The organism is Methylobacterium sp. D54C (assembly GCF_053345595.1).
The window spans coordinates 229,523-244,769 of record NZ_JBKFAK010000004.1 but is presented as its reverse complement, the minus strand read 5'-3'; the positions used below and the strand labels follow the sequence as shown (position 1 = coordinate 244,769).

The 15,247-nt window shown below is 71.1% G+C and carries 15 protein-coding genes; 7 read left to right on the top strand and 8 right to left on the bottom strand.

Features of this window, described 5'->3' with window-relative positions:
• Positions 1-34: 34 nt before the first annotated feature.
• The 8 genes from ACLBYB_RS12460 to ACLBYB_RS12425 all read right to left on the bottom strand — a co-directional run bounded on the left by ACLBYB_RS12460 (position 35) and on the right by ACLBYB_RS12425 (position 8,527).
• Positions 35-1,318 (bottom strand): TRAP transporter large permease, encoded by a 1,284-nt coding sequence (locus tag ACLBYB_RS12460; protein ID WP_056533341.1) that lies wholly within the window; start codon positions 1,316-1,318, stop codon positions 35-37.
• Complete coding sequence (locus tag ACLBYB_RS12455; protein WP_447698952.1) at positions 1,315-1,902, bottom strand: TRAP transporter small permease; 588 nt, start codon at positions 1,900-1,902, stop codon at positions 1,315-1,317. The genes ACLBYB_RS12460 and ACLBYB_RS12455 overlap by 4 nt, the downstream gene beginning before the upstream one ends.
• A 25-nt stretch (positions 1,903-1,927) precedes the next feature.
• A complete protein-coding gene (locus tag ACLBYB_RS12450; protein WP_447698951.1) occupies positions 1,928-2,929 on the bottom strand; it encodes a TRAP transporter substrate-binding protein in 1,002 nt (333 codons plus the stop codon).
• Positions 2,930-3,099: 170 nt separating this feature from the next.
• Positions 3,100-3,909: an enoyl-CoA hydratase/isomerase family protein gene (locus tag ACLBYB_RS12445; RefSeq protein ID WP_447698950.1), complete on the bottom strand. Its 810-nt coding sequence runs from the start codon at positions 3,907-3,909 to the stop codon at positions 3,100-3,102.
• Positions 3,906-5,162, bottom strand: coding sequence for a CaiB/BaiF CoA transferase family protein (locus tag ACLBYB_RS12440; protein ID WP_447698949.1), 1,257 nt, complete (start codon positions 5,160-5,162; stop codon positions 3,906-3,908). The genes ACLBYB_RS12445 and ACLBYB_RS12440 overlap by 4 nt, the downstream gene beginning before the upstream one ends.
• Before the next feature lie 16 nt (positions 5,163-5,178).
• Entirely contained in the window at positions 5,179-6,309 is a 1,131-nt protein-coding gene (locus ACLBYB_RS12435; RefSeq protein ID WP_447698948.1) for an acyl-CoA dehydrogenase family protein, read from the bottom strand.
• Positions 6,310-6,314: 5 nt separating this feature from the next.
• Positions 6,315-7,466, bottom strand: coding sequence for an acyl-CoA dehydrogenase family protein (locus ACLBYB_RS12430; RefSeq protein ID WP_447698947.1), 1,152 nt, complete (start codon positions 7,464-7,466; stop codon positions 6,315-6,317).
• 50 nt (positions 7,467-7,516) lie between these two features.
• Positions 7,517-8,527 (bottom strand): ABC transporter substrate-binding protein, encoded by a 1,011-nt coding sequence (locus tag ACLBYB_RS12425; RefSeq protein WP_447698946.1) that lies wholly within the window; start codon positions 8,525-8,527, stop codon positions 7,517-7,519.
• Between the two features lie 407 nt (positions 8,528-8,934).
• On the opposite strand from ACLBYB_RS12425, the gene ACLBYB_RS12420 reads away from it, so the two are divergent.
• The 7 genes from ACLBYB_RS12420 to ACLBYB_RS12390 all read left to right on the top strand — a co-directional run bounded on the left by ACLBYB_RS12420 (position 8,935) and on the right by ACLBYB_RS12390 (position 15,177).
• Positions 8,935-9,687 (top strand): IclR family transcriptional regulator, encoded by a 753-nt coding sequence (locus tag ACLBYB_RS12420; protein ID WP_447698945.1) that lies wholly within the window; start codon positions 8,935-8,937, stop codon positions 9,685-9,687.
• A 146-nt stretch (positions 9,688-9,833) separates the two neighbouring features.
• Positions 9,834-11,072, top strand: a complete 1,239-nt coding sequence (locus tag ACLBYB_RS12415) for an MFS transporter (protein WP_020093158.1) — start codon at positions 9,834-9,836, stop codon at positions 11,070-11,072.
• Positions 11,073-11,199: 127 nt separating this feature from the next.
• The gene (locus ACLBYB_RS12410) at positions 11,200-12,009 is read left to right on the top strand and encodes an N-acyl homoserine lactonase family protein (protein ID WP_447698944.1); all 810 of its coding nucleotides are present in this window, start codon (positions 11,200-11,202) and stop codon (positions 12,007-12,009) included.
• 12 nt (positions 12,010-12,021) lie between these two features.
• Positions 12,022-12,348 carry an NIPSNAP family protein gene (locus ACLBYB_RS12405; RefSeq protein ID WP_020093160.1) on the top strand — a complete coding sequence of 109 codons (327 nt, stop codon included), beginning with the start codon at positions 12,022-12,024 and terminating at the stop codon, positions 12,346-12,348.
• 55 nt (positions 12,349-12,403) lie between these two features.
• Positions 12,404-13,276 (top strand): NAD(P)-dependent oxidoreductase, encoded by an 873-nt coding sequence (locus tag ACLBYB_RS12400; protein WP_447698943.1) that lies wholly within the window; start codon positions 12,404-12,406, stop codon positions 13,274-13,276.
• Positions 13,277-13,280: 4 nt separating this feature from the next.
• Entirely contained in the window at positions 13,281-14,717 is a 1,437-nt protein-coding gene (locus tag ACLBYB_RS12395) for an aldehyde dehydrogenase family protein (RefSeq protein WP_447698942.1), read from the top strand.
• A 58-nt stretch (positions 14,718-14,775) separates the two neighbouring features.
• Positions 14,776-15,177, top strand: a complete 402-nt coding sequence (locus ACLBYB_RS12390; RefSeq protein ID WP_331298800.1) for a carboxymuconolactone decarboxylase family protein — start codon at positions 14,776-14,778, stop codon at positions 15,175-15,177.
• Positions 15,178-15,247: the final 70 nt, after the last annotated feature.

The following is a 15,247-nucleotide window of genomic DNA, read 5'->3' as shown; positions in this document are numbered from 1 at the left end:
TGACGGTCAGGTCCTTCCGCCGGTCGTCAGGCCGTCACATCGCCCCGAGCGCCCGCGGGAGCCACAGGGACAGGGCGGGCCAGTAGGTCACTAGGACCAGGAAGGCCAGCATCGTCAGCAGCCAGGGCAGTACGGCGACGGTCAGCTCGGAGATGCCCATATGGGCGATCCCGCTCGCCACGTAGAGGTTGAGCCCGACCGGCGGGTGGCACAGGCCGACCTCCATGTTGACCGCCATGATGATCCCGAAATGGATCGGGTCGATCCCGAGCTTGACCGCGATCGGGAACAGGATCGGCGCCATGATCAGCAGAATCGAGGACGGCTCCATCACGTTGCCGGCGATCAGCAGGATGATGTTGACGACGAGCAGGAAGACCAGCGGGCTGAAGTTCATGGCGATCAGCCACGCCGCCATCGTCTGCGGGATGTTCTCCGACGTCATCAGGAACGAGAACAGCACCGCGTTGGTGATGATGTAGAGCAGCATCGCGCTCATGTTGGCGGACGCGAGGAGCACGCGGGGCACGTCCGACAGCTTCAGGTCCCGGTAGACGAACACCGCGATGACGAAGGCGTAGACGGCCGCCGTCGCGGCCGCCTCGGTCGGGGTGAAGATGCCGGCGTAGATGCCGCCGATCACCATCACCACGAGGAACAGGCCCCAGGCGCTCTCGCGGAAGGCGCGCAGGCGCTCGGCCCAGGACGCCTTCGGCATGCGCGGATAGCCGCGGCGCTTGGCGATGACGAAGGTGACGCTCGCCAGCATGGCCGACAGGACGATGCCGGGCATCACACCGGCGAGGAACAGGTTGCCGATCGAGGAATTCGTCGACACCCCGTAGAGCACGAGGATGATCGAGGGCGGCACGAGGATGCCGAGCGCTCCCGAGGTGGTGATCACCCCGGCGCCGAAGCGGCGCGGATACCCCTCCGCGACCATGGCGGGCAGGATGATCGAGCCGATCGCCACGACCGTCGCCACGCTCGATCCCGACACGGCGGCGAACAGCGCGCAGGCGACCACGCCCGCGAGCCCGAGGCCGCCCGGCCAGTGCCCGACGAGGGAGGTCGTGAAGGCGATCATCCGCCGCGCCACGCCGCCATGGGCCAGGAAGTTGCCGGCGAGGATGAAGAACGGGATCGCCATGATCGAGAAGTTCTCGATCCCGGTGAACAGCTTGAGCGCGACGCTCTCGATCGGCACCTGCGTGAGGGTGAACAGGAAGGTCAGCACCGTCAGGCCGAGCGCGATCGAGATCGGCATGCCGGTGAGCATGAGGGCGATGAGTAGCCCGAAGATGATCAGGCCGCTCATGCGGGGCCTCCCTCGCGGCCGAGCTGGATCGGGTCGACACCCTCGACGGTCGGGACGCCGTCGACATGGGCGTGGTCGCGGGCGGGCAAGTGTCCGGTCTTCCAGTAGCTCCACGCGACCTGCAGGAAGCGGAAGCACATCAGGTAGGAGCCGAGTGGGATCGCGAGGTAGACGATCCAGACCGGGATCTCCATGTCGGGCGTCGTCTGGTCGGTGTGGCCGATGCGCCAGACGAAGTTCGTGCCGAGCGTGCCGACGATCCCGGTGAACAGCGCGCCCGCCGCGAGGCTGATCAGGACCATCACCCGGCGCGCGCCCGGCGGCAGGCGGTTGACCAGCACGTCGACGCCGACGTGGATGCCGGTGCGCACGCCGTAGGCCGCGCCGAACTTCGCGACCCAGATGAACATGTAGATGCACAGTTCCTGCGACCAGCCGAAGTCGATCCGGTCGGTGTAGTCCTGCAGCGCCGGGATGCCGGAGAGGAACCGGTGCACCACCGTGGCGAAGGTGATGACGGTCGCGGCCGCCATCAGGGTTCCGATCAGCACCTCTTCGAGCCGATCGAGCAGTTTCAGCAACATGGTCGGTCCGGGCGCGGCGGCGGGATCAGTTGTTCGGCGCCGCCTCTGCTTCCTTGTTCAGCGCCGCGACCAGATCCTTGCCGACGCGGGAGGCCATCTCGCGCTGGACCGGCGCCAGGGCCTTGCGCCACGCGGCGTTCTCGGCATCAGTCGGCGTGTAGACCTCGGTCTTGCCGGTGGCGCGGATGTCGGCGAGCGCCTTCTCATTCTGCTTGTCGGCGATCTCGTGCTCGTAGGCGGTCGCATCCTTGATGGCGCCCTCGAGCGTGGTGCGGATGTCGGCCGGCAGCCCGTCCCAGAAGCCCTTGTTCACGATGACCGCGTAGCCGATGTAGCCGTGATAGGTCAGCGTGGCGTGCTTCTGCACCTCGTTGAGCTTCTGGGTCGTCACGTTCGACGGCGGGTTCTCCTGGCCGTCGACCACGCCGGTCTGCAGCGCCTGGTAGAGTTCGGAGAAGGCGAGCACCTGCGGCAGCGCCCCGAGCTGCTTGAACTGCGCCTCCAGAACCTTCGAGGACTGGATCCGGAACTTCAGGCCCTTCACGTCCTCGGGGGCGTGCATCGGCTTGTTGGCGGTGAGGATCTTGAAGCCGTTGTCCCAGTAGCCGAGCCCCTTGATCCCCTTGGTCTCGAGCTTCTTGAACAGGCCCTGGCCGATCGGTCCGTCCTGGACGCGCCGCAGCACCTGCTCGTTGGGGAAGATGTAGGGCAGGTCGAAGGCCTCGAACTCCTTCACGCCGAGGGGTCCGAATTTGCTCGTGGACGGCGCCAGCATCTGCACGGCGCCGAGCTGGAGCATCTCCACCTCCTCCTTGTCCTTGTAGAGCGTGCTGTTGGGGTAGATCTCGACCTTGACCGCGCCCTTGGTGCGCTCCTCGGCGAGCTGCCTGAACCGCTCGGCGCCCTGGCCCTTGGGCGTGTCGGTGGTGGTGACGTGGCTGAACTTGATGACGATGGGGCTCTGCGCCGCGGCCGGCGTGACGAAGGCGAGCGCACACACGAGCGCACCGAGTATCCGAGCCGTCATCGCGTCCTCCCAGACGTTAGCTCCGCGTCGTTGCGCGGATTGAATTTTGGATAGACTTGCAGGTGGGCGCGGTGGCGACAAGCGCGAAAGTGCGACGCCGGGGGGAAGATGTCGCCCGCACAAACGTTTTGGTCTTGATGCGGGCGGCAATGGGACCGGGGCCCGACGCGTCAGGTCCTGTCGCGCCCCCCGATGAAAGCCTGCACGGCCTCCCGATGCTCGGGCGTCGCGGTGACGACGGCGTAGTGCGAGGAGATCAGGTCTAGGTTGGTGCGCAGGTCGTTGCGCATGCCCTGGTAGACCGCGCGCTTGATCAGGCTCAGCGTCAGCGGCGGCGCCTTGGCGATTTTCCGCGCCAGCGCCGCCACGGCCGGCATCAGGTCCGCGTCGGCGTGGACGCCGTTGACGAGGCCTATCCGCAGGGCCTCGTCGGCATCGACGAAATCGCCGGTGAAGAACAGCTCCAGCGCCTTCGCGGTCCCGACGAGGCGGGGCAGGAAATGGGCGCCGCCCGCGCCGGGGACGAGGCCGACCCGCACGTAGGTCTCGGCGAAGCGGGCGCTCCTGGCGGCGAAGCGCAGGTCGCACATCAGGGCGAGGTCGAGGCCGGCGCCGGTGGCCACGCCGTTCAGGGCGGCGATCACCGGCTTGTCGAGATCCTCCAGCGTCAGCGGGATGCGCTGAATTCGCCCGTAGAGCTCCTCCTTGCGCCGGGCCGGCGGCTGGTCGAGGCGCTCGCCCATCTCGACGATGTCGCCGCCGCTGCAGAAGGCCGAGCCCGCGCCGGTCACCACCACGACGCGGATCGCCGCGTCGGCGCGGCAGCGCTGCAGGGCAGCCGTCCAGGCTTCGATCATCGGGAAGGTGAAGGCGTTCTTCCGCTCGGGCCGGTTCAGCGTGATGGTGGCTACGCCCTCGGCGACGGAGAACAGCAGGTCCTCGCCCGCGCCGTGGGGTTCGGTCTCGGCTTCAGCACTCATCGGGCGGCCTCCAGGGGCGCGGTGTCGGGCTTGTCCGGCGCGTCCATCAGGGCGGCGATCTCGGCCGGTTCGAGCCCGGCCTCGGCCAGGACCTCGGCGGTGTGCTCGCCGAGCCGCGGGGCGTGGTGGCGGATCGCGAAGCGGCTGCCGCTGAACGAGACCGGCCGGCGCATGGTGCGGTAGCGCCCCTCGCTCGGGTGCTCGGCACTGCCGAAGAAGCCGACCGCCTTCAGGTGCGCGTCCTCCGGCAGGTCCTCCAGGCCGAGGACCGGCATGCACGGGATGCTCACCGAGTCGCAGAACGCCACCCATTCGGCGGTGGTCCGGCGCGCCGCCTCCTCCTCGACCAGGGCGTAGAGGATCTCGATGTTCTCCACCCGCACGGCGAGCGGCGCGAAGCGGGGATCGTCCACGAACTCGAGCCGGCCGGTGTGGATGAAGAAGTCGCGCCAGTTCCGGTCGGAATAGGGCAGGATGCAGGCGTGGCCGTCCCGGGTCCGGTAGGGCTTGCGCCGCGGGCTCAAGACCCGGTTGAAGCCCGGCGGACCGAGCGGCGGCTCGAAGGCGTAGCCGACCATGTGCTCGACGAAGTTGAACTCCACCATGGTCTCGAACATCGGCACCTCGACCGCCTGCCCGCCGCCGCCGGCCCGGCGCTCGTAGAGGGCGGCGAGGATCGCGCAGGCGATGGCCTGCCCGGCGATCTTGTCGCACAGCACCGTGGGCAGGTACCCGGGCTGGCCATAGGCGGCGGTCTGGAGCGCCGCGAGGCCCGAGCCCGCCTGGATCAGGTCGTCGTAGGCCGCCTTGTGGGCGTAGGGACCGTCGGCCCCGAACCCGTAGGCGCCGCAGTAGACGATGTCGGCGTTAAGCGTGCGCACCCGCGCGTAGCCGTAGCCCAGGCGCAGGATCGCGTCGGGCCGCATGGAGTGGACGAAGACGTCGGCCGTGGCGATCAGCCGGTCGAGGGCGGCCCGCGCCGCGGCCCGCTTCAGGTCGAGGCGGACGCTGCGCTTGTTGCGGTTGAGGTGCAGGAAGTTGCCGCCCATCCCGGCGCCCCGGGCCGGCCGGTAATGCCGGAAGGAATCGCCCTCCGGCGTCTCGATCTTGATCACGTCGGCGCCGAGATCGGCGAGGATATGCGTCGCCGAGGGCCCCATGATCACGCTGGTCAGGTCGACCACCCGCACGCCCGCGAGCGGCCCGGCCGTGTTCGTCTCTGCGGGATGAGTCTCGGCGGAGTGATCCGGCACGAACAGGTCTCCCATCTCAGCCGGCGCCGCCGCGCAGGCGGACCAGCATCGGCCAGAGGGCCGCGCCGCCGCCCGCGCAGACCGCGCGCCCGATCCGCTCCTGCCAGAGGGCGTCGGATCCGAACTCGTCGCGCCAGGACCACAGCCGTCGCGTCGCGCGGTGAAGCGGGTGCTCCTGGGTGAAGCCCATGGCCCCATGAATCTGGTGGCCGATCGCCGCGACGTGGCCCGCCGCCTCGCCGCAGCGCGCCTTGGCGATGGCGGTGGCGAGGACGAAGCGGGGGTCGCCCCAGCAGGCGGCGGCAAGGTCGGCGGCTGCGGTCGCGGCGGCGACATGGCCCGCGGCCTCGGCCAGCATGTGCTGGATCGCCTGGAACTTGGCGAGCGGCCGGCCGAATTGCTGCCGCTCCTGGGCGTGAGCGAGGGCCAAGCCGAGGCAGGTCTCCAGGGCGCCCACCATCTGCTGCGCCCGGACCCAGGCGCCGACGGATTCGACGGACGGCGCGTCCGCTCCGGCGGCCCAGCCCGGCGCGGCCCGGACGTCGGCGGCCGCGACGGTGCAGCCGGTCAGATCGAGGGTGTCACGCGGCTCGCCGGCGAGGTTGTGGTGCGTGTCGCGGAGCGTCCCGGGCGCGGCGATCCGCACGAGGTGCGGGATGCCGGCCGCGTCGACGGCGTCGAGGAGGAGGGCCGCGGCCGAACCGCCCCAGGGCACCTGCGCGACCCGTCCGTCCAGGACGAAGCCCTCCGCGTGCGGCGCGATCCGCACGGGGCCACCGCCCGGGGCCAGCGACAGGGCGCCGTCGCCCGCCTGTCCCCCCGCGGCGACCCAGAGCGCCGCGCCCGCGACGGTCTCCGGCAGGGGCAGGGGGAGGGCGGCCCGGCCGCAGCGCCGGATCAGCCGGGCGGCGGTGGCGGCGGCGAGGCCGATCCCGCCCTCCGCCTCGGGCACCAGCACCAGCGGCAGGCCGCTCTCGGCGAGCGCCGTCCAGAGATGCGCCGGCCAGAGATCCGCCGCCCTTGCGGCCGCGCCCGCGGCCCCGTCGCAGGCGGCCAGCAGCGCCGGCGTGAGGTGCTGGGCGAGCAGCCGCTCGACCTGATCGAGGACGATCCCGTCGACCGCGTCGCCGGCCTCGGCGTGCTCCATCCGGCTCATCGCAGCCCCAGCCCCCGGGCGATGACGCCGCGCAGGACCTCGCGGGTGCCGCCGCGCAGCGTGAAGGACGGTGCCCGCAGTGTCACGCCGCCCAGAGCCTCGCGGAAGGCGTCGCCCTGCGCGGTGAGGCTCGGCTCGACCGGCACCAGCCGCCGGGCGATCTCCGGCACCGCGCGCTCGAAGCCGTTGCCGACATCCTTGACGAGCGCCGCCTCGACGCCCGGCACGACGCCCTGGTCGAGGAGGCGGGCCACCGAGGCCGACATGCCCAGCAGCGCGGTGAGCTGCGCCACCATCCGCCCGGTCTCGACCGCCTGGAACCGGTCCGGCTCCGGCCCGATCCGGTCGACGAGTTCGACGAGCAGCCGGTAATCCGACAGGAAGCGGTCGGGCCCCGAGCGCTCGAAGGCGAGCTCCTCGGTGACGAGACCCCAGCCCGCGCCCTCGGCGCCGACCCGCATCGCGTCGGGGACGCGGTAATCGGTGAAGAACACCTCGTTGAACTCGTGATGGCCCGATAGGTCGAGGATCGGCCGCACCGTCACCCCGGGGGCCGCCATGTCGACGATGAACTGGGTCAGCCCGCCGTGCCGGTCCGGCCCCGGCTCGCCGGTCCGGACCAGGGCCAGCAGGTAGTCGACCTGATGGGCGTTCGTCGTCCAGATCTTGGAGCCGTTGATCACCCAATCGTCGCCGTCGCGGACCGCGCGGGTCCGGACGGCGGCGAGGTCCGAGCCGGAATTCGGCTCGCTCATGCCGATGCCGAAGGCGCAGTCGCCCCGGCAGATCCGCGGCAGGATCGCCCGCTTGGCCGCCTCGGTGCCGTGCCGCAGGATCTGCGGGCCCGACTGGCGGTCGGCGATCCAGTGCGCGCCGCAGGGGGCGCCGGCCGCCAGCATCTCCTCGGTGACGACGAAGCGGACGAGGTCGGAGCGGCCGTGGCCGCCATAGGCCTCCGGCATCGTCAGGCCGATGAGGCCCGCGGCCCCCGCGCGCCGGCTGAAGGCGGCGTCGAAGGTCGTCCACGAGGTCCGGTGCGGGACGAAATGCCCGGCCGCCCGTTCCGCGTCGAGGAAGGCGCGGACGGACGCGCGGGCGGCCTCGGCCTCGGGCGGGAGCGGCTCGGCGCTGAAGCGGAAACTGTGCATCGGGGCTCCCTGAGCGGCGGGACGGGCTGGCGGCGCCGAATCCGCGGCGCTCAGCTGCCGTCGCGGCCCTCGAGGCCGGGGAAGAAGATCTCCTGCCAGTCGCCCGGCACCTTCCGCAGGAAGCCCTGCGTCGCCATGGCCTTGGCGAGGGCGACCATGCCCTTCGGGGCCACGTCGTAGACGATGGAGCCGTCGGTCAGGATCGTCTCGACCTGCGCGCGATCGATCTGCACCTGCTCGGAGGCGAGGTAGATCGACGCCGCGCGCTTGGGGTCGCTGCGGATCAGCGCGACTGCGTCCTCCATCCCGGCGCGGATCGCCTGCGCCACCTTCGGATTCGCGTCGACGAAGCCCTGCTTGGCGTTCAGGGTCGCGGCGGTGATGTCGCCGCTGCCGATCAGGCCGGTCGAGGTCATGACCGTCCGGATCTTGGGATCCGCCTGCAGGACCTGCGTGAAGGGTGGCGTCGCGAAGTAGCCGGCGATCCCCTGTCCGGCGCGCATCGCCGCGGTGGCGTCCGGATGGGGCAGGCTCACCATCAGCGCGTCGGCCTTGGCCGATCCGCCGAGCTGCTGGGCCGCCGCGACCCGCAGCAGGATCGCCTGGGGTGAGTTGAAGGCCGGGACCGCGATCTTGTCGCCGAAGGTGAAGTCCTTCAGCGCGGCGACGCCGGGCTTGCCGGTGAACAGCGTGTAGACGACCGAGCTCAGGGCGGTGAGGCTCTTGATCTGCTGGCTCCCGCGGGTCTTGTCCCAGGCGATCAGGGCACCGGCCGAGCCGAGGGTGCCGAGCTCGACGCTGTCGGAGAGCAGCGCGTCGTTCATCGCGGTCGAGCCGCTGAAACGCGTCAGCGTGACCGACAAGCCGTCGAGCCCCGCGGCCTTGGCGCGTTTGTCGAACAGCCCCTCGCTCTGCGCGATCATCACCGGCAGGTAGACGAGGCCGTATTGCAGGCCGATGCGGACAGAGGCCGTCTCGGCCCGCGCCGCCCCGCCGAGGGCCGGGAGCATCAGCGCGGCGGCGAGGAGGCGCGCGGCGACGGCCGCGTGGCGGAGCGACATCGGCATTCCTCCCGAGCAGGGCCGCGCTTGCCGCGCGGTCTCCCGGTGCCGGTCAGTCAGGCGGGTCCGACACCGCGCACGAGTAGGGCAGAGCCCGAACCCGGCATCAACCGCCATCGCCCATATGCTGAAGAATATCACGTATATGATGGGAGTCGCCGGGCATGCCGGATCTATAGTGCCGGCGAGCGGCGCGGGCTGTTGGCGCGGCGGAGGAGGGAACGTGCCTGCGATGCGCTGCGATCACCACGGATCCGGGCGTGGGCGACCAGGGCCGTTTCGAGCTGTGCGGCCTCCGGGACTGTCGTTTCGCGCGTCGCGTCATGGTTGAGCGCATCGCTCCGCGGGGCACTGCGTCCACCGACCTGACGGTGGGGGCCGATCCCGCCGGTTCGGATGTGGCCCTGGTGAAGTCCGCCGGACGGGTGCTTCAGATCCTGGAGCTGTTCGACGAGATCCAGCGGGAAGCCAGGGTCTCCGAGATCGCCGAGCGGCTGAGCGTCCCGCAATCCTCGACTTCGGTGCTCCTGAAGAGCCTCGTCCGGCTCGGCTATCTCGACTACGACCCGGCGAGCCGCAGCTTCCTGCCGTCGCCCCGGGTGGCGCTCCTCGGCGCGTGGCTCGACAAGGGACCGGTGCGAGACGGCAGCCTCGTGCGCATGCTCGAGCACCTCTCGGAGCGCACGGGTGGGACCGTGATCCTCGCCGCGCGCAACGCGATCTTCTCGCAGTACCTCCACGTCCTGCAGGCCCGCACCGCCATGCGCTTCCACGTCCCGCCCGGGACGCGCCGCCTCGTCGTCTGGTCGGCGACCGGGACCGCGCTCCTCGCCGACAGCCCGGAGGCCGAGATCGGTCCGCTGGTCCGCCGCACGAACGCGGAGGCGCCGGCCGAGCAGCCGCCCATCGCGCTCGCGGCCGTCCTGGCCAATCTGGCGCGGCTGCGTCGGGACGGGCACTTCTTCTCCCGCGGGCTCGTCACGACGGGCGCAGGCTCGATCGCGGTCCCGCTGCCCAGGCGCATCGACGGCAAGGGCCGCCCGCTGGCGGTCGCCGTGTCCGGCCTGCTCGACGAGTTCGAGCGTCGGGAAATGGAGATCGCCGCGACGATCCACGACGCGGTGGCGCGGTTCCTGCCGGAGGATCCGTCGCGGCCCTGAGGCCGGTCGCCGTCGACCCCGCCGTCACCTCCGAACCCCGCGCACGGCTGCAGATCGAGGATTGCGGGGCTGATCGGCCCGGTAGCGCGCTAGTGAGGCTCGAGGCCCTGCAGCCTCGAAGACGACCACGTGGAGACATCATCATCGTGCCCGGCGCCCCAACCGCGCGCGGCTCAGAGCCGCCCGATACGCTGCCGCGTCCGACCATCGCCGGCAACGTCGCCCTCGGCGTCACGCAGATCGTCCTGTGGGGCGGCACGTTCTTCCTCACCGCCGTCGTCTCGGACCCGATCGTCGCCGAGACCGGCTGGCCGCAGGCGATGGTGGTGGGCGCGCTCTCGCTCGCGATCTTCGTGTCGGGCCTGCCCGCGCCGTTCGTCGGCCGCATGATCCGGCGTCACGGCGGGCGGCCGGTCCTCGTAGCCGGCGCCACGATCATCGCGGCGGGCCTCGTGCTGATGGCGGTCGCGCAGTCCCTCCCGGTCTTCCTGCTCGCCTGGATGGTCGCCGGCCTCGGCATGTCGGCCGCGCTCTACGACCCGCTCTTCGCGGCGATCGGCCAAGCCTACGGCGCCGCCGCGCGCGGGGCGATGACCCAGATCGCGATCTCGTCGGGCTTCGCGGTCTCGCTCTGCTGGCCCGCCACGCGGTTCTTGGTCGATCATGTCGGCTGGCGCGGCGCCTGCCTCACCTACGCGATCCTGTCCGTCGCCCTCGTGGTCCCACTCTTCGCCTGGGCGCTGCCGGCCCGGAGCCGGGGCGCGGTCGAGCCCGCCGCGGCGCCCCGGCCCTACGAGCCGACCGGCTCGACCGAAGCGGCGCGCCTGCCGGCGGAGCGCCTGCTCGCCGTGACCTTCACGATGGCGGCGATGATCATGACCGCCACTTCGGTGCAACTGCTCAACCTGCTGCAGACGCTGGGCGTCGGCGCGACCGCCGCGGTGGCCCTGACCGGCCTGATCGGTCCCGCCCAGGTCGGCGTGCGCGTCGTCGAACTGGCCCTCGGCCGCCGCGCCCACCCGGCCTGGTCCCTGCTCCTGTCGAGCGCCAGCGTCGGGCTGGGGCTCCTGCTGCTGGCGACGATCCCGTCCCTGGCGTGGCTCGCGATGGTGCTCTACGGCGCTGGCAACGGCATGCGCACCGTCGTGCGGGGCACGCTGCCGCTGGCGCTCTACGGACAGGGCCAGTACGCGGCGGCGATGGGCCGGCTCGCCCGCCTCCCGCTCCTCGGCCAGGCGATCACGCCCCTGGCCTGCGGCTACGTCGCCGAACGGCTCGGCCTGCTGCCCCTGCTGGAGGTGATGCTGGCCGTGGCGGCGATCAATCTCGGCCTGTCCCTGTGGGTGTTCGGCTTCGCGATGCGTCGCCCGAGGGCGCCGGCCTGACCGGCGGTTGCGGACCAGATTTTGCCAGATTGACAGATTGTCGGACGATGTGCTCCATTCGGCCCGCGGATGAGAGGCATCCGCGAGGATGAGCCGGGTCAACCGGCCGCCCAGAGGAAACGCCCGCATGGACGCAGAGATCTACGAGATCTACGCGATCAAGTACGCGCATCATCACCGTATGGCCCGCGAGAACTTCATCGGCGGGGACATCCACGACAGCCCGATGCCGATCGACTACTTCGTCTGGGTCGTCGTCGGCGGCGGCCGAACGATCGTCGTCGATACCGGCTTCGACCGCGCGATGGCGACGAAGCGGGGCCGCAGCATCGTGCGGCCGGTCGAGGAGGGCCTGGCGCGGATCGGCGTCGACCCGCTGCGGGTCGAGGACGTCGTCCTGACCCATCTGCACTACGACCATGCTGGCAACCACGACCTGTTCCCGAACGCCCGCTTCCACGTCCAGGAACGCGAGATGGCGTTCTGCACCGGCCGGTGCATGTGCCACCCGGAGGTCCGCCACCCCTTCGCCGCCGAGGACGTGAAGGCGATGGTGGACCGCCTGTTCGAGGACCGTGTCCGCTTCCGCGAGACGACCGACACGCTATGTCCGGGGATCACCCTCCACCGGGTCGGCGGGCATTCGGACGGCCTGCAGATCGTCCGGGTCCGGACCGCGCGCGGCTGGGTCGTGCTGGCCTCCGACGCCGCGCACTTCTACGCCAATATCGGTCGCCGGCTCGCCTATCCCATCGTCTACAATGTTGGCGACATGTTCGAGGGTTACCGGACGGTCCGGCATCTGGCCGAGTCCGAGGATCACATCGTCCCGGGCCACGATCCGCAGGTTCTCGCGATCTACCCGCCGGCGTCCGCGGATGTCGCCGGCTGGATCGCGCGCGTCGACCTGCCTCCGACCGCTTCACCGACCTACTGACCGGAGGATTCCATGATCGTCGAGATGCGCGTTTACTACTGCGCCCCGACCCGATTGCCGGCCCTGCTGGAGCGGTTCCGCTCCACCACGCTCGGCTTCTTCCAGAAATACGGCATCGAGCAGGTCGGCTTCTGGACCACGCTCGTCGGTCCCGACAACCACGCGCTCACCTACCTGCTCAAGTGGGAGGACATGGCCCAGCGCGAGGCGCGCTGGAACGCCTTCCAGGCCGATCCGGACTGGATCGCCGCCCGCGCCGAGACCGAGAAGGACCGGCCGATCGTCGCCCGGATCGAGAACACCTTCCTCGCCCCCACGGACTTCTCCGCCCTGCGCTGACGGGGACACGCGGCGCCGGGCCTCTCCGGCCGTCGCTCAGAGGGATATTCACGGCATGGAACAGAGAACCATCGGCGTCATCGGCCTCGGCATGATGGGCGATCCCATGAGCCGGTGCCTGGCCCGAGCGGGGCACGCGCTCCGCCTGCTGGACGCGGATGCAGGCCGGACCGACGCGCTCGCCCGGGATCTCGGCGCGGCGACGCTCACGCGGGAGAACGCGTCCGAACTCGACCTGCTGATCACGATGCTGCCGAACTCGGCCATCGTCGAGGCGGTGCTGCTCGACGAGGGCTGGGCCGACGCGCTCCCGGCCGGCGCCACCGTGATCGACATGAGCTCGTCGGAGCCGGTGCGCTCCCGCGCGCTCGGCGAGACGCTCGCCGGGAAGGGGCTCGGCTATCTCGACGCGCCGGTCTCGGGCGGCGTGCGGCGGGCGGTAGACGGAACGCTCGCGATCCTCGTCGGTGGCGCGGCGGATCTCCTCGCCCGCTGGCGGCCCGTGCTGGAGGCGATGGGCTCATCCGTCCTGCATATCGGCCCGGCGGGATCGGGCCACGCAGCCAAGGCGCTGAACAACTTCGTCTCCGCCGCTGGCCTGCTCGCCACCGTCGAGGCGCTCCACGTGGCGCAGCGCTTCGGCATCGCGCCGGAGGCCATGACCGACGTGCTCAACGCCTCGTCCGGGCGCAGCAACACCTCCGAGAACAAGGTCAAGCAGTTCATGCTCAGCGGCAGCTTCGCCTCGGGCTTCTCGCTGAAGCTGATGGACAAGGATCTCGGCATCGCCGGGGCTTTGGCTGACTCGGTCGACTACCCGCTCGGGTTCGGCCGGCACTGCATCGAGACCTGGCACGCGATCGCCGGCGAGGTCGGGCCCGCGGCCGACCACACCGAGATGTACCGCCTGCTGGCCGAAGGAGCCTGAGACGATGGCGCTCCCGGATCTCAGCCGCTTCTACATCGACGGCGCCTGGGTCGAGCCGGTTTCGGCCCGGCCGTTCCCGCTGATCGACCCCGCCACCGAGACGGCGTTCGGCACCCTCGCGCTCGGCGATGCCGCGGATGTCGACCGGGCCGTGCGCGCGGCCCGCGCCGCCTTCCCGGCCTTCTCGGAGAAGGCGCCCGCCGAACGCGTCGCGCTCCTCCGCCGGATCCTCGCGCTCTTCGAGGAGCGGTTCGAGATCTTCGCGGAGACGATCCGGCAGGAGATGGGCTCGCCCATCGGCTTCGCGCGCAAGGGGCAGGCGGCGCGGGGCCCGGCGCACCTCAACGCGCTCATCGCGGTGATGGAGCGCTTCGCGTTCGAGGAGGATCGCGGCACCACCCGGATCCGGCGCGAGCCGATCGGCGTCTGCGGCCTGATCACCCCCTGGAACTGGCCGATCAACCAGATCGTCGTGAAGATCGCCCCGGCGCTCGCGGCCGGCTGCACGATGGTGCTGAAGCCCAGCGAGTACTCGGCCGTCAGCGCGATGCTGTTCGCGCAGGTCCTGCACGACGCGGGCGTGCCGCCGGGCGTGTTCAACCTCGTGAACGGGGACGGCCCCGGCGTCGGCGCCGCGATCGCCGCGCATCCGGGGATCGACATGGTCTCGTTCACCGGGTCGACCCGCGCCGGGATCGAGATCGCCCGGGCGGCGGCCCCGACCATCAAGCGCGTCGCGCAGGAACTCGGCGGCAAGTCCGCCAACATCCTGCTGGAGGACGTCGACTTCGATCAGGCGGTCCGGCGCGGCGTCGCGGCCTGCTGCACGAATTCGGGACAGTCCTGCTCGATCCCGACGCGGATGCTCGTGCCCCGGGCCCGGATGGACGAGGCGGCCGCCATCGCGGCCGAGGCGGCGGCGGGCTTCCGGCTCGGCCCGACCGCCGACCCCGAGACGGATCTCGGCCCGGTGGTCAACCGCACCCAGTACGAGCGCGTCGTCGGGCTGATCCGCACCGGCATCGCGGAGGGCGCGCGGCTCGTCGCCGGCGGCCCGGAGCGGCCGGACCACCTCGACCGCGGCTTCTACGTCCGCCCGACAATCTTCGCCGACGTGACCCCCGACATGACCATCGCGCGGGAGGAGATCTTCGGCCCGGTCCTGTCGATCCTCGCCTACGACAGCGAGGACGAGGCGATCGTGATCGCCAACGGCTCGCGCTACGGGCTCGCCGCCTACGTGCAGGGACGGGACCGCGACCGGGCGCGCGCCGTGGCGCGGCGGCTCATCGGCGGGCAGGTCCACATCAACTACCCGCCCCCGGACGTCCACGCGCCGTTCGGCGGCTACCGCCAGTCCGGCAACGGCCGGGAATGGGGCGAGGCCGGTCTCCAGGAATACCTTGAGACCAAGGCGATGATCGGCTTCGGCCTCGACTGAACCGTCCCGCGCGATGCGGCCGGCGCCCGCGCGCGTCGGCCCCGACCAGGAGAACCAGATGTCCGACGAGAGCGAGCTGTTCGGCCAGGGTTTCGAGAACCGCAAGACCGTCCTCGGCGCCGCCCATGTCGAGAAGTCCTGGGCCAATGCCGACGCGTTCAACCGTCCGGTCCAGCGGCTCGTGACCGAGTACTGCTGGGGCGCGGTCTGGGGCGACGAGACGCTGCCGTTCAAGACCCGCAGCATGCTCAACATCGCGATGCTGACCGCGATGAACCAGCACCACGAGCTCGGCGTCCACGTCAAAGGCGCGCTCAACAACGGCGTGAGCCGGGACGAGATCCAGGCGGTGCTGATGCAGGCGCTCGTCTATTGCGGCGCCCCGGCGGCCCTGGCCGCCTTCCGGACCGCCTCCGCGGCGATCGCCGATTGGGACAGAGAGCACGCCAGCGGGCGCTGAGCCCGCACCCGCGCCCAGGTCCGACGCAGTCAGAAAACTCGCGCGGCAGACGAACAGGGAGGGAGACGCC

Excerpts from the sequence above, each read along its gene's own strand:
- ACLBYB_RS12445 (WP_447698950.1), bottom strand. The coding sequence starts at position 3,909 with ATGAGTGCTGAAGCCGAGACCGAACCCCACGGCGCGGGCGAGGACCTG.
- ACLBYB_RS12450 (WP_447698951.1), bottom strand. The coding sequence starts at position 2,929 with ATGACGGCTCGGATACTCGGTGCGCTCGTGTGTGCGCTCGCCTTCGTC.
- ACLBYB_RS12410 (WP_447698944.1), top strand. The coding sequence starts at position 11,200 with ATGGACGCAGAGATCTACGAGATCTACGCGATCAAGTACGCGCATCAT.
- ACLBYB_RS12455 (WP_447698952.1), bottom strand. The coding sequence starts at position 1,902 with ATGTTGCTGAAACTGCTCGATCGGCTCGAAGAGGTGCTGATCGGAACC.
- ACLBYB_RS12400 (WP_447698943.1), top strand. The coding sequence starts at position 12,404 with ATGGAACAGAGAACCATCGGCGTCATCGGCCTCGGCATGATGGGCGAT.
- ACLBYB_RS12395 (WP_447698942.1), top strand. The coding sequence starts at position 13,281 with ATGGCGCTCCCGGATCTCAGCCGCTTCTACATCGACGGCGCCTGGGTC.
- ACLBYB_RS12405 (WP_020093160.1), top strand. The coding sequence starts at position 12,022 with ATGATCGTCGAGATGCGCGTTTACTACTGCGCCCCGACCCGATTGCCG.
- ACLBYB_RS12390 (WP_331298800.1), top strand. The coding sequence starts at position 14,776 with ATGTCCGACGAGAGCGAGCTGTTCGGCCAGGGTTTCGAGAACCGCAAG.
- ACLBYB_RS12430 (WP_447698947.1), bottom strand. The coding sequence starts at position 7,466 with ATGCACAGTTTCCGCTTCAGCGCCGAGCCGCTCCCGCCCGAGGCCGAG.
- ACLBYB_RS12425 (WP_447698946.1), bottom strand. The coding sequence starts at position 8,527 with ATGTCGCTCCGCCACGCGGCCGTCGCCGCGCGCCTCCTCGCCGCCGCG.
- ACLBYB_RS12435 (WP_447698948.1), bottom strand. The coding sequence starts at position 6,309 with ATGGAGCACGCCGAGGCCGGCGACGCGGTCGACGGGATCGTCCTCGAT.
- ACLBYB_RS12460 (WP_056533341.1), bottom strand. The coding sequence starts at position 1,318 with ATGAGCGGCCTGATCATCTTCGGGCTACTCATCGCCCTCATGCTCACC.